Below are 18,282 nucleotides of genomic sequence, written 5' to 3'. Positions count from 1 at the left end.
ATGAGCTTCATTTCACGTACTCATGTTACCCATATAAGCATTTAGACTTCCTAAAATCATTGTTATCCTGCGGCCCGCAGGGCCTTCTCCCGTTAGCACAAGTCATTGCTACGGGAGAAGGTCCTGCGGGCCGCAGGATGACAAATGGTGTAGAAAAAGGCTATCCTGCTGGTTAATAGCCTATAATGCCGGTGCAAAACCGCTTACGGCTGCCCTTCATAGGGTGGTTGTTCATCGTACAAAACGGTGAGCCATACTGCCACCGCTATGTCTGCTAACCCATCCCGCCTCTACGCCGATGTCGAGTTCCTGACGTCCATTCAGCCGGCCCGCAACTACCTCAATCTCGCGTCGCTGAACAAAGCGGCCGATTATATCAAAGCCGAGTTTGAAAAGCTGAGTGCTCAGGTAGAAGAGCAGCCTTTTCGGGCCGACGGCCGCGACTATCGTAACATCATTGCCTCATTTGGGCCGCCTGATGCTGAGCGCATTATTCTGGGGGCTCATTACGATGTATTTGGTGAGCAGCCCGGTGCCGACGACAATGCCAGCGCGGTAGCTGGCCTGCTCGAAACGGCGCGTTTGCTGCACGAGCAACAACCCTTACTGAAGCGCCGCCTCGATCTGGTTGCTTACCCGAACGAGGAGCCGCCTTATTTCGCGACCGACTTTATGGGGAGCGCCATCCATGCCTACTTGCTCCATTTGCAGAAAGTGCGGGTGCGGGCCATGATTTGCTACGAGATGATCGGCTACTTCAGCGACGTGCCCGGTTCGCAGCGTTTCCCCGATGATAGCTTGGCCAAGCTGTATCCCCACACGGGTAATTTCATCACCGTTGTGGGTAAAACGGGACAGGAGGAAATAACCCAGCGCCTCCAAACCCTCATGCGCAAGCATACTGATCTGGATGTGCAACGCATCAATTTGCCCCCCAGCTATGGTTTGGTCGGCCTTTCAGACCACCGCAACTACTGGACCTATGACTATCAGGCGGTGATGATCAACGACACCTCCTTCCTGCGCAACCCTCACTACCACCAACCCACCGATACCATCGATACACTCGACTTCAAACGGATGGCCGAGGTCGTAAACGGCGTCTGGGGGGCAATTCTGGAGTTATAGGGTAAGCTTTATATTATTTCCACTCATTACAAGCAGATAAAGTAAGGCCATACGTCATGAAAGATGTATGGCCTTGCTTAATCTTCTTTTTGAAATAATACCATAAAAAATAAGGGGCCTATTCTATATTATTATGTAATTTTTAAAAATCGGCCTTGTAAACAATAGGGTATTTTATGAAAATGTGTGATTTGAATCTATATTGCCATTGAAAACGATAGTGTGCTGATTTTAAAGTTGCTTGTTTTATGGCTTCATCACTTCTACCCCGTCCAACCTACAGTTTGGTTGCTATGCTTGGGCTTTTGCTCTTGAGTGGGCTCGCGGCATTTGTTCCGACTTCTCATCCTAGCGCTGCTCCCGGCAGCTTGCAGGCGGCCGATGTGGCTTGGATGCTCACCGCCACTGCCTTCGTGCTGATCATGACGCCTGGTCTGTCCTTTTTCTATGGCGGAATGGTGCGGCCCAAAAACGTGATTTCCACTATGCTGCAAAGCTTCGTGGCCCTGGGCGTGATTTCGCTGCTATGGTATTTTGTGGGCTTCTCGCTGGCCTACGGTACCAGCTGGCACGGCTTCATTGGCAACCCTTTCACCTATGCGTTGCTTAATAACGTAGGCACGGCGCCACATCCCGTGCTGTCGCCGGGTATTCCGTTTGTGTTGTTCTTCGCCTTTCAGCTCAAGTTTGCTATTATCACGCCGGCTCTTATTACCGGTTCGTTTGCTGAGCGGGTGCGCTTCAAAGGGTATCTGGCGTTCATGGTGCTGTTCTGCCTGTTCATCTATTGCCCTTTAGCCCACTGGACGTGGCACCCCGAAGGCTTTCTGCGCCAGTGGGGTGTGCTCGACTTTGCGGGCGGAACGGTCGTGCACATCTCCGCAGGTATTGCGGCTTTGGCCGGAGCCATGGTGCTGGGCCGACGGAACAGCCACGTGCGCAACACGTCTTTCTCGACGCCCAATGTGCCTTACGTACTGTTGGGTACTGGCTTGTTGTGGTTTGGCTGGTTCGGGTTCAATGCGGGTTCAGCCCTAGGCGCCAATGAGTTGGCGGCCACTTCTTTTGTAAATACTAACCTAGCCTCGGCCGCCGCGCTGGTTGCCTGGCTGCTGGTCGAAGTAGTGCGTGGCACTAAGCCTACGGCCGTAGGCGCCTGCACCGGCGCGGTAGTGGGCCTCGTTGCCATCACGCCCGCTGCCGGCTATGTGCAGTACGGGCAAAGCATTCTGATTGGGGTGGTCGCGGCGCTGGTGAGCCACGCCGCCGTACACTGGCAAAACAGCCGTACTACTATCGACGACACGCTCGATGTGTTTCCCTGCCATGGTCTGGGGGGCATTGTGGGCATGCTGCTTACCGGCGTATTCGCCGATAAAGTGGGCCTGATTCATGGCGACGCCACCATATTCGGCTACCACGTGTTGGGCCTGCTGATCGTGGTAGCGTATTCCTTTGTTGGCTCCTGGCTGCTATTAAAGCTGACGGCCAAACTCTTCGGCCTGCGCGTGAAGCCTGCCGAGGAACAGCTCGGTCTCGACCTTAGCCAGCATGAAGAATCTACCTACCATGTAGACGAAGAGTTCGAGCAAACCTATCAGAACCAGCGCCACGATAACGGTCAATTATCCCACCGCATGTCGGATAGCTTGGTTAGCTGAGCGCTTACTCAGCCATTTTGCTCAGGAAGAAGGACGCCAGAAAGCCCAGCACCGTAATCAGACCCGTAAAATTGTGCGCCACGGCGAAGGCTTCCGGAATCATGGTGTCAGCTAGCATGGCCAAAATGGCCCCCGCAGCCACTGCCGTAGTAGCCGATACCACTTGGGGGGAGAAGTTGCTAAACACGGTGTAGCCAGCTAGGGAAGCTAGTCCCGAAATGACGGCGATGCCCCCCCAAAGAAACAGTACGTAGCGCGCCGACCGCCCAGCCTTTTTCATGCCCGAGGCACTAGAAAGCCCTTCGGGAAGATTGGACAGGAAAATGGCCACCACCGCTACCGTGCTTACGGCTCCACCGGCCAGTAAACTCAATCCGATAACGATACTTTCGGGAATGCCGTCGAGTAGGGCTCCCACGGCAATGGCCGTTCCATTGTCGCCTTCGGGCTCGTTTTCTGCTTTGGCCTGGGCCTGCACAGCTTTCCGTTCGGTGTGTTGGTGTTGGCCCGAGCGCTTGCGGTGCTTCGCACCCTTGAGAGCTAGCAGCCAATTAGCTAACGTATACATCACGGCACCGCCCAAAAAGCCAACGGCCGTAGAGTTGAAGCCGCCTTTTGTGTACGCTTCCTCCATCAGCTCCAGTGAAAGCGTAGAGATGAGCACCCCGCTGCCAAAGGCTACTACCGCCGCAATCAGGCGCTGTGGTACGCTAAAGTAATAGCCTACGGCCGCCCCGAGCAACAATGCCGATCCTGACACCAAGCCCCAAAAGCCAGCCATTGCCCACGTAGGGAAGGTCATAGAAAAGGAAGGAAAGTAGAAATACTCAGAAAACGGACAAATATGTGCGCAGCCAGCGCCCGGCGTTGTTGGCTGGTTTCGGGTAGCAGCAGACTGCCCCCGAATCTCCATACGTGCTAACCTAAAGCTTGGGTATCAGCTTACTTCTCCTCGGTACTGCGCCAGTACACGCTGACAATCCTCCTCGCTCAGGCCATCAAGCTTAATCTTCTTGAATGGCGCGGTGTGGCCCGTCAGGATGGTAACGCTGGATTTGCTAAGTCCAAATACCTGCGCCAGATAGGCTATGAGCTCCGAATTGGCTTGTCCGGCATGCGCTGGCGCCTTTATGCGGATCGCCACCTCACCATTGGCGGCCACCAATATCTGATTGACGCGGCCGTTGGGTTTGGCTTTAATATGCAGAATTGTAAACAAGGAAATATCTTCTGAATGCCCCTCGCACCGAGCTTTGCTCAACCTTTAGGCGGGCGAATTATAGGCATCGTACACGTTCCAAGCCCAAATGAGAAATGGAACAATCAGCGTCCAGGCCAGCAAAAAGCCAACTACACCGCCCAGCGCCCAAATAAGAAACGCCTTCAGAATCTGGCCTTTGATAAGCTGCCCTAAGCCGGGAATGAAGAAAGAAAAGATTGCGGGTACGCCGTAGGTCGGTTTCATGGCAAATAAGGAGAGGGTGAAAGACGAAAGATAAACAGCGCTTATGTAGTAGAAGTAGCAGGCTCCAGTGAATGTGCGTCACCCATGCGCGCCTGCCCAAACGGGCACTGATCCAGCACCACGCAGCGCTGGCAAGCGGGCGCGCTAAAGTAGCAGCATTTCTGCCCATGAAACATGAGGGCTTCGTGATGATCGTACACCTCCTGCGCCGACCAGTCGGGGGGCAAAAGTTCGGACAGTAGGGCATGCGCGGCCTCTGTACCCACTTTGGGCCCGATGAGCGCCAGCCGCTGCGCCACGCGGTGGTGATGGCTATCGACGGGCATCGCGGGTAGGCGTAACGTGCTGAATAGCAGCGTGGCGGCGCTGGTTTTAGGGCCCACTCCCGGAATAGACTCTAGCCAGGCGCGTGCTTCCGTAACTGGTACCTCAGCTAAGAATTCGAGGTCGCAAGGGCCGTCGCAGCGCGTACTGACTTCGCGGAGCACCGCCTGAATGCGGGGGGCTTTTTGCTCGGGCCAGGTACACGGGCTGATGGCAGCCTGCACTTCCTCGGTAGGAGCGTCGCGCACTTCTTCCCAGGTTGGAAATCGGGCCACCAGTTGCTGGTAAGCCTTATGCGACTCTTGGTTGCGGGTGCGGTGCGAAAGCAAGGCACTGATTAGCTCGCTAAGCGGATCTTTGGAGCTGAAAAAGCGGAATGGCGCTCCATACTCAGCGCACAGGCGCTCGTGCACCAATAGGGCTTTCGCTTGGCGAATGGCAAAGTCGGGGGGCAAATTGGGGGCGATGGTTTCCACAAGTATCGCCTACGCAAGCCAGGCCCGCCGAGGTTGCCGCCGCTTAGTTATTCCCCCGATTATAAAGCGAAATAGCCTGGCGAATATTGCGCTGCTGCTTACCCTGCATAATAAGCGGCACAATGAATAGCGGCATGCCTGCATACACCAGCGGCGATATGCTGGCTCGCCCACCTGAGGAGTTGTTAAATGTGGAGAACATGCCCGCCGCTATAATTCCACCGGCTGCAATGTAGCTCAGCGTGCTGTAGGTCTGGTACTTGCGTGCCTGTTCTAGCAAGCCCCGACTGGCCGCAAAGTCAGCGGTGGCAATGCTGAGGTTGCGCAGGTTAAGGTCTTCAATTGGGCCGTTGTCTTTGCTGAAATACTCGGTTTTAGTGGTGCGGTACATCGGGCCGCCAAATCCACCCATACCGCCGTAGCCGTAGCGCCCGAAGCCGTAGGGGCTGTAGCCATACGGCGAGTTGCCAGCATATTGGGTGTTGGTGATGGAATACAGACTGATGCGCCCCACCCGGTCGCGGCGCAGGGTGGCCTCACGGGTAGAGCGGCCCGGCAGCACCGTGCGTACATAGTGGCCGGTTTCATCGCTGTAGTAACTGATAGTGTTCAGGTCGAAGCGCTGCTGCCCATCCAGTAACAGAAAAGGCTTCCCGAAGATGGGCTGCTTGGTTTCAACGTCGTAGGCCTGAAATACGCGGCCATCCTTGAGGCCCACCGCAAAACGAGTGGTTTCGACGGGCGGCGCAACCTCACGGCGCCGCTGCTGCTCGGCCCGCACCGAATCGGGGAGTACGGGGGGAGTATTTACCGTGGAGGGAGGAGTAGTGCGCGCGGGCGCGGTGGTTGGCGGGGTAGGCTGAGGGAGCGTATTCAGCTCGCGGGGGGCATTCTGAGCCAGTACCGGCGCAGAGCACAGCGCTAAAAAGGGGAATGCCAGAAGAAAGGAGCGGCTGGTCATGCAGGCAAAAGGAGGGAAGATGGACAGCAAGATAGACTCAAAAAACTACAGAGGAAGTCGATTTAGTATGCCGAAAAAGCCCCCCGCCAGAAGTATTTGTTCACCGATAGTTATAGCCGGAGCTACCCGCGAAAAAGCGGTCTGAATGAACGCGGGGGGCTTTTTCTACTCAAGAGCCATCGAAGCGCCCCGACGTTGCGTTGTTGAGCCACCTAATCGCTATTTAATTTTTACACCACCGCTGCTACGCACCTCATCGCCCTGATGCAGGCGGGCTTCACAGCTTGAGTCAGGCGCGGTGCTACTTCAGTAGCTTCTCCAGCAGGCTCAGGCTGTCAACCATATCGGTAGAAGTTTCGAAGTCGATGGGCTTCAAAATATACCCGGCCACACCCAGATGCTGGGCATGTAGCCTATCTACATCCATAGCCGAAGTAGTGGTGATGAACACCGGAATATCGCGCAGCTTGGGCTGACTGCGCAGCTCTTCCAGAAACTCGTGGCCATTCATTTTGGGCATATTCAGATCCAGCAGAATGACCTCTGGTAGCGGGTCCATGGCCTCTTGTCCATTGCGTCCGAGCAGCATGTCTAGCGCTTCTATGCCATTAAAGGCGGTGTGCAGCTTATGCTGCACACTGAACTTGGCGAAGGACTTCTCCACGATCATCGTATCAAAGAAATCGTCTTCGACGAGGAGGATAGAACGCATAACTACTTGTTAAACAACGACTAAAAAAGAACACTGGCTGACGTGGTCACCGCAGAAACAGGCGCCAGCGTTTTGGGCCACGTAAACACAAAGGTAGTACCCTGCCCCGGTACCGATTGCACCCGAATGCTGCCTTTATGTTCTTCGATGATCTTGCGCACAATACTGAGCCCGATACCGGTACTCTCCGCCGTATTTCGGTCGCGCAGGGTCTGGAATATCTGGAAGATTTTTTCGTGGTATTCCGGCGCGATGCCGGGGCCATCGTCGGTTATACTGAACTCGTACTCCTTTTTCAGCTCCTGCACCCCAATATTAAGGTGGCCTTGGCTGCTGTGATGGTGCTTCACAGCGTTGCTGAGCAGATTAGTAAATACCTGTTGCAGACTCAGCCGGTCGGTGAGCAAGGATGGCAGGCTGGGGGGCAAATCGACCGTGAATCCGGCCGGAACTACCATATCGGCTACTTCCGCTACCAGTGCGCGCACATCTACTTCCTCCGGTAAAGGCTGAGTGCGGCCGGCGCGGGCATACGCCAGCAGGCCGTTGATGAGGTCATCGAGGCGGGTGAGGCGGCCCTTCAGCATGACCAGATACTCCCGCATCTGCGCTGATACTTCGTGTGGTAATTCCTCCTCTATCCACTTTACCAAGGCTCCAATGCCGCGTAAAGGCGCTTTCAGGTCGTGGGAGGCTACGTAGGCAAACTGGTCCAGCTCTAGGTTACGCTTGTTCAGCGCCTCGAAGGTTTGATCGAGGGTTTGGGTCATGCGATTGAGAGAGCCGGCCAGCTTGCCGATGCTATCCTGCTCCTTGTCCCGAATTTTAACCTTGTAATCACCCAGCACTACCTGTTCCGCCAGGTTTTCGATAAGCTGAATGCGCTGGGCCGTATTGTGGTTGACGGCGGCCAGCTCGGCCTGTAAGCGCTCTTTTTCCTTCAGCTCTTGCACAATGCGGCTAAACAGCCAGAGCACCAATACAATAGCCAGTACTGCCGAGCCAATAATGGCCAGCGGGGCCATGCGCTCCCAGATATCACGGTCGCGGGTTCGCCTGTGCAGCAGTAGATCTTCGGAGTTTTTGATGCGCGAAATCGTGGCCCGAATCTGGTCTAGCAGGCGCCGGTCGCCCCTCACTAAGTCGCGGGCCGCGTAGGGACTGGGAGGTTGCTGCCGCCAGCTATCTAGCAGCAGAATTTCTTGGGCTAAAAGGGTGCCCAGCGTATCCAGGCGCCGCTGGTGGTCGGCATTATCGAAGGTGAGGTGCCGCAGGTCCTCGTAGCTGCCGCGCACGCCCATGATCAGGTCATCGTAATTATTCAAGTATGACTTATCGCCCAGCAATAAGTAGCCCCGAACAGAGCCTTGCGCATCACGCATTTGGGTGCGCAATTCGGTGCTGTGCTGCAATACCTTGTAGGTATGCTCCACCCGATTGGTGTAGTACGCCACCTGCTGAATACTGATGTAAGCGAACAGGGAGGTAAGCAGCAGCACAATCAGCGCAATGCCAAAGCCCAGCCTGATTTTAGTATTAAGATTCAGCCGCACTTGATTTCAAGTAGAATTGAGGAGGGAACAAGCACCGGTAATGGTGGTAAAGGGTAAAGTTCGCACTTTTATGAGCGCGGCCCTCAAACGATAAGCAAACGGCTCGTGCGCTTTGCTTCTACATTTGTGTGCCGCCCGGTTATGCCACATTGTCTTTACTCCTCGGAAAAATGCCCCCCGACCCGATTACCAGCCCCCAGAATCCGCGCATCAAGAACCTGCTACGCTTGCAGCAAAAGCCCGCTGAGCGTCGGCAGCAAAACCTGACCATTATTGAGGGCTACCGCGAGCTGACTATCGCCCAGCAAGCTGGCGTGGAGGTTACGACGTTGTTTGTGTGTCCGGAACTGACCGACCCAACGAGGCAGCGGGAGCTGGAAACGTTATTTGCCCCCCGCCCAGAGTACTTCACGGTATCGAAAGCGGTATTCGAGAAAGTGGCTTACCGCGAAGGCTCCGACGGAATCTTGGCCTTGGCTCGCCCCCCGCGCCGCGCCCTCACCGATTTGAAATTGCCCCCCAGCCCGCTCCTGATTATTCTGGAAGCCGTAGAAAAACCTGGTAACCTGGGGGCCGTGCTCCGCACCGCCGACGCAGCCCGCGTAGATGCCGTCATTGTGTGCGACCCGCGCACCGACCTATATAATCCCAACGTTATCCGGGCCAGCATTGGGTGCGTATTCACTAATCAGGTGGTGGCCGCCCCAACCGCCGAGGTAGTAGCCTGGCTGCGCCAGCATGGTATTCGCAGCTTTGCTACTACTCCCGCCGCCACGGAGCTATACACCAATATGGACTTCAGCGGCCCCAGCGCCATTGTGATGGGCACCGAAGCCACCGGCCTCAGCGACGAATGGCTCGCGGCCGCCGATGCTCAGATCAAGATTCCGATGGCAGGCTACATCGATTCGCTCAACGTGAGCACCTGCACGGCCATCATGACCTTTGAGGCCGTACGCCAGCGTGGGGGGCAAAATTGAGGTTTCCGTAGGCCTTAGCGAATAACCTCCACCCAGCCCTTCAGCGTGAGGGAGCACTGCGGCTGGCGCACCTGGTAGTAATATACGCCGGCTGGTTGGCCTTCTGCTTTCCACTCATTGCGGTAGGCCGCGCTCTGGTATACCTCACGACCCCAGCGGTTGAAAATGCGCAGCTCCGGGATACCCAGCTCCGACGGCAGCACAAAGGTGTCGTTGCGCCGGTCGCCGTTGGGCGTGATGACGTTGAAGATATTCCGCTCGCCGGCGGGCCGAATAGTGAAGGCAATGGTAGTAGGACAGGGGGCATTTGTCGTCACATTTACCCGATAGATGCCGGCCGCCTTTATGATGATTGAGCGCGTCGTCTCGCCCGTCGACCACTCATATTTGTTGCCTTCCATGCCAGCATCCAGAGTGAGCTGCGCGCGACAGTCCAGCGAGTCGATTCGCTCCACGAGGGCTGGCGGGTCCTGCACCACAATATTGCGGCGGATTACTTCCTGCTTGTTGCCACACACATTCGTGAGACTCACAGTAAGTTGTACCTGGTAGGTGCCCGCACGCAGAAAGCGATGCAGGGGCTTTTCAGATGTTTCTATTGGGGTGCCATCGCCAAAGTTCCACTCGTAGCGCTGGGCACCTTGGCCAGTGCTCACAAACTCCACGGGATTAGCCGCGCAGACTGCGATGGGGCCCTGAAATGCCGCAATCAGTGTGGGAGCTGGCGGATCAACCACAACGATGGTTTCACTCACGCTGCGTTGAGTACCGCAAGGACTTGCTTGCTCAGCCGTCAGCCGCACCACGTACCGGCCGGGTATTGTAAAGCGGTGTTGGGGGGCAATTCCAATTTCCTGGCTGCCATCGCCAAAGTCCCACTGGTAGCGCACGGGGCCGGTACTGGTGCTGGTATTCTGAAACTGAACAACATAGGGCGCACAGCCCGCCGGCACGGCCGCCACCGCCGATACCAAAGGCGCCGCCGGGCTGGTAACGCCGACCATTGTAGTGGTCGTCAGACGCTGCGGACCGCAGCCGCCCGTGCGTGTTACCGTCAGCCGAACTTGGTACGTGCCAGGACGCTCGAAGCGGTGGGTTGGCGTGGCCGTGGTTTCAAGTGGGCTACCGTCGCCGAAATCCCATTCGTAGGTTTCAGCTCCGCTGCCGGCATTGCTGAACTGAACCGTATAGGGCGCGCAACCTGTCGGTACCGGAGGCAGCGCGGCCGTCAGCGTTGGGAGAGAAGCCCCCGTTGGCAGCATGTTAAACTTAAATGCCGCTCCGCTATTGGTGCCTACCGTTTTGGTAGGAGAATAGGTGCCCGGCGTCGTCGTGAAGCTTGTAGCAGTTGTGCATTCAATGTGATACAACACGCCCTGCTTTGTGATTTCGTTGGAAGCAGCTGGGTGGAGGTGCGTTCCGCCGTTGGCTGGCCCGCCGAAATACGTACCGTACTCCAGGCGGCGGGCACCCGGGCTCAAAACGGCTAAGTAGATGCTGCGCTGGGCGCTGGAAAAAGCATCGGACGTAGTAGGGGAGGTGCTGGTACTTCCGTAGGCGCAAAAATAGATGCGGTTGCAGGCGTCGAGGTTGAAAGCCGTAGTCAGCTTAGACGACTCCATGGAGCCGCTAACCCCAGTGGAAATTTGGGTGGAGAAAATAGTGCTGGTCAGCGCCGGATTAAAGCAGTGGATAAAAACTTTGTCCGTATTTGGCGTCTGAAGCGTGAATGCTCCGCTCGTAACGGGGTAGCTGCCAGCCGTAGCGCCGGCTACTAACACTTGGCCATCGGCGTCAAAGTCGATAAAGCGGGCCAGATCGGTGGCCGTTGTGCCCAGAAACGTGCCCCCCAGCAGGTTGTTGCCCGTAGCACTTAAGTGAACCAGAAACCCATCAAGCTGGCCACCCCGAAACGTAGGATTTAGTCCGGTGCTTCCCACCGCAAAGTCGGCGCTGGCGGTTTGGCCGCAAACGTAGATACTCCCATCGGGAGCTACTTTGATGTCGTGCACCTGATCTTCGGCCGTGCCGCCCAGGTAGGTTGACCATTGTAGCGTTGATAATGTCTCATTCAAGCTTGTAACAAATCCATCATTCCCAGATATACCAATGCTTCTTAGGGTAGACTGCAACGCGTTACGCACTGGAAAATTAGGGGAGTTCGTATTTCCGCCTATCAGCACGTCGCCGGTGGGAGTACTGGTAACAGTTGCCGGCCTAGAGGAAAGCGAACCTGCCTCATAGCCTGAGCCACCTAAGTACGTAGAGGCCAATAAGGAAGAACCGTCGGCACTCAGCCGAGAAATAACGTAATCTTGGCCGCCATTGAAGGAGTTGTCATAGGCGGTGGAGGTCACCGGATAATTGGTAGAGCCCGAAAGAGCCAGCACAAGCAACTCATTTTTAGCCGTAATGGCCATATCCAATGGGTATTCGGTGCTGCCGCCCCCCAGATACGTGGCAAATAGTACTGTGCGGCCCGTAGGATCTAGCTTGGAAATGCCCATGTTCTGGCCTCGCTGCTGACTTTGATAAGCACCAATGGTGACGGGATAAGTGGCATCCTGACAGTAGCCAGCCGTGTACATATTGCCATACTCATCGCCCGCCGCCGAGTTAGCCGATAAAAACGTGGAGTTGGTAGTGTATGTGCTGAATACAAGCGCTGGATCGATGATCAGCGGCAGCCTGGTGTCATACTTTTCGGTCAACTCAAAACGCACTTCTTTGTCATATAGCCGGAAACGACAGGCTACGGGGCGTCGCTTTCCGTTGGCCAGCACCTGGTAGGCTATCGGCGCCTGCTCCGCTTGTATCCCCAACTGAGTGTGAAGCTGAAGATGGCCGTCGTGCAACTCCATTTTGTCGAGACCTTCGTAACGCATCCGAATCTGGCTGGGGTCGGCGCCGGGCGCTACTTCATAATCGTATTTCAGCTGTCCATCCACGGAGTGCCACACCATATCTACACCACGGTACACTTGCTCGTACCGCACCACGGCAAACAGCGGAACCTTGCTGGCCCACTTCTTCGGATCAGAGCCCAGGAAGTAATTGTGATAGGTTGACTGGCGCTCCTGGCCCAGCGTTTTGGGCTTCATCTGAGCACCTACCAGCTGCATCCGAAAAGCATGCCCTTGCACGGCCTCGCTCGTGCTAACCGCCGAGTGACTGTACTCGGCGGGCAGAGCTTGCAAATTGTAAGTGAACTGATTGTTTTCTAAGAATAAATGCCCCCCAGGTACTGCTGTAGCAAATTGTACCTGGGCAGGCCATTGGCCGGCGTTGGCAACAAACTGGAATGCCGATGGCGCCGGTGCATTGGCAAAGCTGGCTAGAATACTTAAAACGCTCAGTAAAACAGTAAAAGTCAGCCGCATAAATTAAAATAAACAACCGGTAAAGAAGACGCTTTTTGCCACGTTATTGACATGGCCTCAGACCTATGAAATCTAAGGCTAAATAAGGATATAATTTAGACAGTTAGGGGCGCAAATGCCGTGAAGGTGTCGCTTTTGTATGCTAGCTATTTGTGTGCCCAGTTCGGGGCTGCACTGCATTGCAGACGATGCCATTGTGGCGCATAAATTCAATGCTAAGGTTGGCTCCGACCACAAAAAAGCCCCCCACTTCGCTACGGCTGGTCCTCGATGCTGACTTCCGTTAGTCGAAGCGTATGATCGAGAGCGTAGCGAATGGTGCGTTTGCCGCCCGTGGGCTCCATGGGTGCGTCGGCCGGGCGGTAGATGGGGAATGTGCGCACTAGGTCGGCACCCGCTACTGTGAACTGGTCGTGGCCTTGGTAGCCCGTGGTGGCCTCGGGGGGCAAAGTTGGCAATTGAAACCGCTCCCAGTTCTGGGTGGCAAACTCAAAACCATATACTTGTCCGCGAGCGTTAGAGCCAGTTTCGCGCACGAAAACCAACGTTTCCGGCAGCTCATTCTGGTTTAAATCGGTGAGCAGCGCCTCCGTAATTTCGCCCACGATGGAGTCGCGAATGGCTGCCATCTCACGGCCCGCGCGGCGAGCCGTGAGCGCCAACGCGCGGCGGTTGCCTTCGCCAGTCGAGGTAACATCAGCCGTGAAATCACCACGCTCCAGGGTTTTGCTAAACGTGATTTTGGCGGGTGCTTTTGGGGCTGGAGCAGTGGTGACGGTTTCGCCCCGGCGAGGCTCTGCCCGCTGCTCCTGCACTGTAGAGCCGCAACTGGATGCTATCAAGACCAAGAAGCCAGCAGCAATTGACGCGTGTTTCATACTGCAAGCTACCGTTGTGCAGCTATATATTATTCGGCTCAGCTTAAAACTTTAACCACGACGCTTCTGGTGGATGACGCAGACTCCGCTGGGGGGCAAAATGACCAGTGTTTATACCCGTCTGAACTCCTGCACCCACACATCTAAGGTATCGGCAGCATACAGGAGTGGCTCACCATTGGGCGTCGGTAAGCCGTGGCTTTCGACTAAGGTGGAGTCCCATTCGTTCAGCCTAGCTTCCCGAAGCGTCCACGGCTCATGAAATAATTTTCCGCGCCAAAGGTCGTTGCCGCGCACCGCTTGCATCAAATTCGGGCCGGCAGTATAGAGATAGTAGCGCTCCGTGAGGAAGTGCTGCAAAGTGCCCGGCTGCGACGCGGGCAATGTTTCACCCAGCTTCCACGTGGCCGCGAAAGATGCAGAGGCAATGCCGTGGTGCGTTCGTTCCGCCGTGGCACGCAATGTGTCGCCCGTTTGCGTCAGGCTCATGCGGGCGTGCAGATAGGGAAGATGGAAAAACGTGCGCGCCGCCCACACGCCCAGCGCCAGCGACGCATCCAAGGACAAAAACCACACGCCCGGCACACCATCAAGGCGCGCGTAGGTTCGCACATTCAGTTCATGCAAATGATGCAGCCCCGGTACCGCTGGCAAGCCCAGCGGCCGAATATGGCTCATAGTAAACGGCACTACGCCCAGCCACGCTTGTCCCTCAAATAAGTCCAGCTCTAGTCGCGCCGGCAGGTAAGGACGCAGTAGCGCTGGATCTATGGCCCAATGCGCAAAGAGCAACTGGCTCCACCGCTGCCGCATCAGGGGCAGACCTGGGGGGCTTTTTATCACTGGTTTTGAGAAGGTAGTGGAAGACATGGTGGCAGTTCCGCCTCATAACAAGCGGAGTGAGCAAAGTGTCTGGCATGACCCCGTAAAACGACAGAAGGGCGCAACCATTGGCTGCGCCCTTCTTAGGGAGAGATAATACTAAAACTAGTCTACTTTCTTGGCGGAGCGCAAACGCTCGTTCTCGTCCAGCAGAATCTTGCGCATCCGTACCGACTTTGGGGTTACTTCCAGATACTCATCTTTCTGGATGTACTCCATCGCCTCTTCCAGCGAGAACTGACGCTTCGGAACAATCTTCGCGTTGTCGTCGGAGCCGGAAGCGCGCATGTTGGTGAGCTTCTTGCCTTTCTGAATATTGATGGTCAAGTCGTTGGGGCGGGTGTGCTCACCGATAACCTGGCCAGCGTATACTTCCTCGCCTGGATCAACGAAGAACTCGCCACGGTCCTGCATCTTATCGATGGTGTACGCGGTGCCAGCACCCGTATCCATCGAAATCAGCGAACCAGCAATACGACCTGGAATTACGCCTTTGTAGGGCTCGTAGCTCTGGAAGCGGTGGTTCATGATAGCCTCACCAGCGGTAGCGGTCAAGACGTTGTTACGCAGACCAATCAGGCCACGGGCCGGAATATTGAACTCCAAGTGCTGCAAGTCGCCTTTCGGCTCCATGATGGTTAGGTCGCCCTTCCGCATCGTTACCAGCTCGATAACCTTACCAGCAGTTTCCTCTGGCACGTCCACTACCAAGTGCTCAATTGGCTCCAAGCGGTTGCCATTGTCGTCTTCTTTGAACAGCACCTGGGGCTGACCCACTTGCAATTCAAAGCCTTCGCGACGCATCGTTTCAATCAGTACCGACAAGTGAAGAATACCGCGGCCGTACACCAAGAATGTATCTTCCTTATCGGTTTCCTTCACGCGTAGCGCAAGGTTTTTCTCCGTCTCCTTAAACAAACGATCACGCAAGTGACGCGAGGTCACAAACTTACCTTCCTTACCAAAAAACGGCGAGTTGTTGATGGTGAACAACATGTTCATCGTTGGCTCGTCGATGCTGATAACTGCCAATCCTTCTGGATTGTCGGCATCAGCCAGCGTATCGCCGATATCGAAACCTTCAATACCGGTTACGGCGCAGATTTCGCCCGAGCTAACCTCTGCTACCTTGTTCCGGCCCAGGCCTTCGAACACGTGTAGCTCTTTGATTTTTACTTTCTTAATAGTGCCGTCACGCTTCACTAAGCTCATGTTGGAGCCTTCTTTCAGCGTGCCGCGGTGTACGCGACCAATGGCAATACGACCCACGAACGACGAATAGTCGAGCGAAGTCACCTGCATCTGAGGCGTGCCGTCCAAAGTAGGAGCCGCTGGAATAGAAGCTACTACCGCATCGAGCAGCGGAATGATGTTGTCGGTCTTTACTTTCCAGTCGGTGCTCATCCAACCTTGCTTCGATGAACCATACAAGGTCACAAAGTCAAGCTGATCTTCTGATGCGCCGAGGTTGAACATAAGGTCGAACACCTGCTCGTGTACCTCGTCGGGGCGGCAGTTCTCTTTGTCAACTTTATTTACTACCACGATAGGCTTTAGACCGAGGTCAATGGCCTTGCCCAGTACGAAACGGGTCTGCGGCATGGCACCTTCGAAGGCATCCACGAGCAGCAGTACGCCGTCGGCCATCTTCAGCACGCGCTCTACCTCACCGCCAAAGTCGGCGTGACCAGGCGTATCAATGATGTTGATCTTAACGTCCTTATAACGAACCGATACGTTCTTGGAAACGATGGTAATGCCCCGCTCGCGCTCCAGATCGTTGTTGTCCAAGATCAGGTCGTCGAAGTGCTGGTGCTCATCGAATAGCTTAGAGGCGTGAATGATTTTGTCCACGAGCGTCGTCTTGCCGTGGTCAACGTGCGCAATAATTGCGATATTCCGAATGTTCTGCATACAAAGGTTTTTGCGGGCGCAAAGGTACGCAATTGTCAGCGGATAAATGAGTGAGAAGAAAATGTTAACTGTTTGAAACTGAAATAGCACCCGCCCCAGCGAACCGAACCCGGACCCCGTCGCGTATGTTGTGCCAATAGCCGCTACATTAGCGCGCTATTCATCTGTTTCATTTACACTTCCCTCATTTTCCTCTAATGCGTAACTACGCCCTTATTCTGGCTCTTTCTTTTTTGACGTTGGGTACTGCCTGTTCGCAGAAAAAGGACGCGCTGGCAACCGCTAAGGCTCAGGCCGCTACCACACCCGGAGGTGCTGCCAAAGCCTATCCGACCGCTCAGCCCATGACCAACAAAGCCGACGAGTTTGCCGTTCGCAAAACGGAGGCAGAATGGCGCAAGCAGCTCACGCCCGAGCAGTTCAATGTGTTGCGCGAGCAAGGCACCGAGCGGGCATTTGCCAATAAATACAACGATAACCACGAAAAGGGCGTGTACTACTGCGCCGGCTGCGACAACAAACTTTTCGATTCGGCTACCAAATTTGAGTCGGGTACGGGTTGGCCCAGCTTCTTTGCGCCGGCCACCGCCGCCAGCGTGAAAGTGCAGCAGGATAACAGTTATGGCATGTCGCGCGACGAGATTGTATGCGCCAAATGCGGCGGCCACATCGGTCACGTCTTCGATGATGGCCCAAAACCTACAGGGCAGCGGTACTGCATGAACTCGGCCGCTATGACTTTTAAGAAGCAGTAATTAATTCTAAAAAAGCCCCCAGTGTAGCCAGTACTACACTTAGGGTGCAAACGCTCCCGTAGCCAACTTATACTATTGGGTTGCGTTGTAAGGGTGCAGGCTCGCCCCAGACCCTGCATTTAGCTAAAATTTATGAGCACGTATCGTTTGGGTTTGCCTTGCCGCGTCTTTTGGCTGGGTAGCTTGGTGTTTTTGGGCGTCGCTTGCACCGCTACTCAAGAGCAAGGGGCCGAAGTAGATCGTGCCCCGCTACCCACTGAAATCCGGACCGATGCCGATCGGCAGGCTGCTTATAATAGCGGAACTGGCACTCGCGCCGTTGTGCCTGACGCAACGCCCGGCCGGGTGGAGTTGGGTGAACAGGCTGCCGGGACTAACGCCCGTCAACGAATCGAAAACGTGAATACCAACGACCCTAACACCAGTACGCCGGAAACACGGCTGCGTCGCCTGCGCGGTGCACCTTCCGATACCATTCGCCGTCCTTAAAATAATCGCAAAGCATAAAAAGCCCCCAGCGAAGTAAAATACTCGTCGGGGGCTTTTTTATGCAATCCTAGCTAGCACTGTTTGTGTCGGTGCTTGGTGCCGGAGTTTCTGTGGCGGCAGGCTTGCGGCTTGTTCTGGCAGCAGCGGTAGTTGCGGGCTTGCGCGCGCTGGTACTAGGTCGGCGCGCGCTGGTTGAGGTTTTGCCATTAGACGAAGCCGCTGGTGTGCTACTTTGGCCCTGCGAGCTAGCTCGGCTTTTACGAGCGCTACCATCCTTGTTCGTTGCTACGCTCGGCTTAGGTGCCGACTTGCGGCTTCGAGCAGGCGCGGTAGGAGTAGCAGCGGGGGCAATCGAGGTATCAGTTGTTGTATCGGCGGAGTCATAATGACGCACAATAGTATGCAGTGCTTCCTCAAACATGCGCTCCGTATCCTGATCGAGCCGCCGCGTCGCTTCCTTCACTACTTCTTTCAGCTTCGCTTTCGTTTCTTTGCGAATGCGTTTTACCACATCACTTACACGCGTATCCAGCTCTTTCTGAAGTTGCTTAGCTGCCAATTTGAGAGCTTTCTTCTGGCTGGCTTTCTCGTTAGTGCGATCGTTGTTAAGCGACTTGGTCACTCGCACCGTTGATTTGGCCGCTTTGCGTTCCGCCTTTGAGGCTTTTGGAGTCGACACTTTTTTAGCCTTTTTAGCGGATTTTTCCTCGTCGGATTTTTTCAT

At 55.3% G+C, this 18,282-nt stretch carries 17 protein-coding genes; 5 read left to right on the top strand and 12 right to left on the bottom strand.

Going from position 1 to position 18,282, the window contains the following annotated elements; all coding sequences use genetic code 11:
• The first annotated feature begins 267 nt into the window (after positions 1 to 267).
• Both EPD59_RS17475 and EPD59_RS17470 read left to right on the top strand, forming a co-directional pair.
• The gene (locus tag EPD59_RS17475) at positions 268 to 1,128 is read left to right on the top strand and encodes a M28 family peptidase (RefSeq protein WP_133273910.1); all 861 of its coding nucleotides are present in this window, start codon (positions 268 to 270) and stop codon (positions 1,126 to 1,128) included.
• A gap of 293 nt (positions 1,129 to 1,421) precedes the next feature.
• Positions 1,422 to 2,789 carry an ammonium transporter gene (locus EPD59_RS17470; protein WP_133273909.1) on the top strand — a complete coding sequence of 456 codons (1,368 nt, stop codon included), beginning with the start codon at positions 1,422 to 1,424 and terminating at the stop codon, positions 2,787 to 2,789.
• A gap of 4 nt (positions 2,790 to 2,793) precedes the next feature.
• Here the strand turns inward: EPD59_RS17470 and EPD59_RS17465 are convergent, their stop codons facing one another.
• The 7 genes from EPD59_RS17465 to EPD59_RS17435 all read right to left on the bottom strand — a co-directional run bounded on the left by EPD59_RS17465 (position 2,794) and on the right by EPD59_RS17435 (position 8,280).
• Positions 2,794 to 3,591 carry a ZIP family metal transporter gene (locus EPD59_RS17465; protein WP_133273908.1) on the bottom strand — a complete coding sequence of 266 codons (798 nt, stop codon included), beginning with the start codon at positions 3,589 to 3,591 and terminating at the stop codon, positions 2,794 to 2,796.
• A gap of 135 nt (positions 3,592 to 3,726) precedes the next feature.
• Entirely contained in the window at positions 3,727 to 4,008 is a 282-nt protein-coding gene (locus EPD59_RS17460) for a DUF167 domain-containing protein (protein ID WP_165963649.1), read from the bottom strand.
• Between the two features lie 45 nt (positions 4,009 to 4,053).
• The gene (locus EPD59_RS17455) at positions 4,054 to 4,254 is read right to left on the bottom strand and encodes a hypothetical protein (protein WP_133273906.1); all 201 of its coding nucleotides are present in this window, start codon (positions 4,252 to 4,254) and stop codon (positions 4,054 to 4,056) included.
• A 41-nt stretch (positions 4,255 to 4,295) separates the two neighbouring features.
• Complete coding sequence (locus EPD59_RS17450) at positions 4,296 to 5,054, bottom strand: endonuclease III domain-containing protein (RefSeq protein ID WP_240731471.1); 759 nt, start codon at positions 5,052 to 5,054, stop codon at positions 4,296 to 4,298.
• Positions 5,055 to 5,097: 43 nt separating this feature from the next.
• A complete protein-coding gene (locus EPD59_RS17445) occupies positions 5,098 to 6,015 on the bottom strand; it encodes a hypothetical protein (protein WP_133273905.1) in 918 nt (305 codons plus the stop codon).
• Between the two features lie 301 nt (positions 6,016 to 6,316).
• A complete protein-coding gene (locus EPD59_RS17440; protein WP_133273904.1) occupies positions 6,317 to 6,727 on the bottom strand; it encodes a response regulator in 411 nt (136 codons plus the stop codon).
• 20 nt (positions 6,728 to 6,747) lie between these two features.
• Complete coding sequence (locus tag EPD59_RS17435; RefSeq protein WP_133273903.1) at positions 6,748 to 8,280, bottom strand: sensor histidine kinase; 1,533 nt, start codon at positions 8,278 to 8,280, stop codon at positions 6,748 to 6,750.
• A 170-nt stretch (positions 8,281 to 8,450) separates the two neighbouring features.
• Here EPD59_RS17435 and EPD59_RS17430 point away from each other — a divergent pair, with 170 nt between their 5' ends.
• Positions 8,451 to 9,260 carry a TrmH family RNA methyltransferase gene (locus EPD59_RS17430; RefSeq protein WP_133273902.1) on the top strand — a complete coding sequence of 270 codons (810 nt, stop codon included), beginning with the start codon at positions 8,451 to 8,453 and terminating at the stop codon, positions 9,258 to 9,260.
• Positions 9,261 to 9,274: 14 nt separating this feature from the next.
• Here EPD59_RS17430 and EPD59_RS17425 read toward each other — a convergent pair whose 3' ends face one another.
• The 4 genes from EPD59_RS17425 to typA form a co-directional block, all read right to left on the bottom strand.
• On the bottom strand, positions 9,275 to 12,640 hold the full coding sequence (locus tag EPD59_RS17425; protein ID WP_133273901.1) for a DUF7948 domain-containing protein: 3,366 nt from the start codon (positions 12,638 to 12,640) through the stop codon (positions 9,275 to 9,277).
• Positions 12,641 to 12,894: 254 nt separating this feature from the next.
• Positions 12,895 to 13,518 carry a hypothetical protein gene (locus EPD59_RS17420; RefSeq protein WP_133273900.1) on the bottom strand — a complete coding sequence of 208 codons (624 nt, stop codon included), beginning with the start codon at positions 13,516 to 13,518 and terminating at the stop codon, positions 12,895 to 12,897.
• A gap of 111 nt (positions 13,519 to 13,629) precedes the next feature.
• Positions 13,630 to 14,361: a YqjF family protein gene (locus tag EPD59_RS17415; RefSeq protein WP_165963648.1), complete on the bottom strand. Its 732-nt coding sequence runs from the start codon at positions 14,359 to 14,361 to the stop codon at positions 13,630 to 13,632.
• Positions 14,362 to 14,505: 144 nt separating this feature from the next.
• Positions 14,506 to 16,314, bottom strand: a complete 1,809-nt coding sequence (gene typA, locus EPD59_RS17410) for a translational GTPase TypA (RefSeq protein ID WP_133273898.1) — start codon at positions 16,312 to 16,314, stop codon at positions 14,506 to 14,508.
• Between the two features lie 197 nt (positions 16,315 to 16,511).
• Here typA and msrB point away from each other — a divergent pair, with 197 nt between their 5' ends.
• A complete protein-coding gene (msrB, locus tag EPD59_RS17405) occupies positions 16,512 to 17,069 on the top strand; it encodes a peptide-methionine (R)-S-oxide reductase MsrB (RefSeq protein WP_133273897.1) in 558 nt (185 codons plus the stop codon).
• A 132-nt stretch (positions 17,070 to 17,201) separates the two neighbouring features.
• Complete coding sequence (locus EPD59_RS17400; protein WP_133273896.1) at positions 17,202 to 17,558, top strand: hypothetical protein; 357 nt, start codon at positions 17,202 to 17,204, stop codon at positions 17,556 to 17,558.
• Positions 17,559 to 17,625: 67 nt separating this feature from the next.
• Here EPD59_RS17400 and EPD59_RS17395 read toward each other — a convergent pair whose 3' ends face one another.
• Positions 17,626 to 18,282, bottom strand: coding sequence for a hypothetical protein (locus EPD59_RS17395; protein WP_133273895.1), 657 nt, complete (start codon positions 18,280 to 18,282; stop codon positions 17,626 to 17,628).

Source organism: Hymenobacter radiodurans, assembly GCF_004355185.1.
GTDB classification, from domain to species: Bacteria; Bacteroidota; Bacteroidia; order Cytophagales; family Hymenobacteraceae; genus Hymenobacter; species Hymenobacter radiodurans.
This window is presented reverse-complemented; position numbering and strand designations above follow the sequence as displayed.

Coding starts and splice junctions, on each gene's coding strand:
- EPD59_RS17475 (WP_133273910.1), top strand. CDS start 268: ATGTCTGCTAACCCATCCCGCCTCTACGCCGATGTCGAGTTCCTGACG.
- EPD59_RS17470 (WP_133273909.1), top strand. CDS start 1,422: ATGCTTGGGCTTTTGCTCTTGAGTGGGCTCGCGGCATTTGTTCCGACT.
- EPD59_RS17465 (WP_133273908.1), bottom strand. CDS start 3,591: ATGACCTTCCCTACGTGGGCAATGGCTGGCTTTTGGGGCTTGGTGTCA.
- EPD59_RS17455 (WP_133273906.1), bottom strand. CDS start 4,254: ATGAAACCGACCTACGGCGTACCCGCAATCTTTTCTTTCTTCATTCCC.
- EPD59_RS17445 (WP_133273905.1), bottom strand. CDS start 6,015: ATGACCAGCCGCTCCTTTCTTCTGGCATTCCCCTTTTTAGCGCTGTGC.
- EPD59_RS17440 (WP_133273904.1), bottom strand. CDS start 6,727: ATGCGTTCTATCCTCCTCGTCGAAGACGATTTCTTTGATACGATGATC.
- EPD59_RS17430 (WP_133273902.1), top strand. CDS start 8,451: ATGCCCCCCGACCCGATTACCAGCCCCCAGAATCCGCGCATCAAGAAC.
- EPD59_RS17425 (WP_133273901.1), bottom strand. CDS start 12,640: ATGCGGCTGACTTTTACTGTTTTACTGAGCGTTTTAAGTATTCTAGCC.
- EPD59_RS17420 (WP_133273900.1), bottom strand. CDS start 13,518: ATGAAACACGCGTCAATTGCTGCTGGCTTCTTGGTCTTGATAGCATCC.
- typA (WP_133273898.1), bottom strand. CDS start 16,314: ATGCAGAACATTCGGAATATCGCAATTATTGCGCACGTTGACCACGGC.
- msrB (WP_133273897.1), top strand. CDS start 16,512: ATGCGTAACTACGCCCTTATTCTGGCTCTTTCTTTTTTGACGTTGGGT.
- EPD59_RS17400 (WP_133273896.1), top strand. CDS start 17,202: ATGAGCACGTATCGTTTGGGTTTGCCTTGCCGCGTCTTTTGGCTGGGT.
- EPD59_RS17395 (WP_133273895.1), bottom strand. CDS start 18,282: ATGAAAAAATCCGACGAGGAAAAATCCGCTAAAAAGGCTAAAAAAGTG.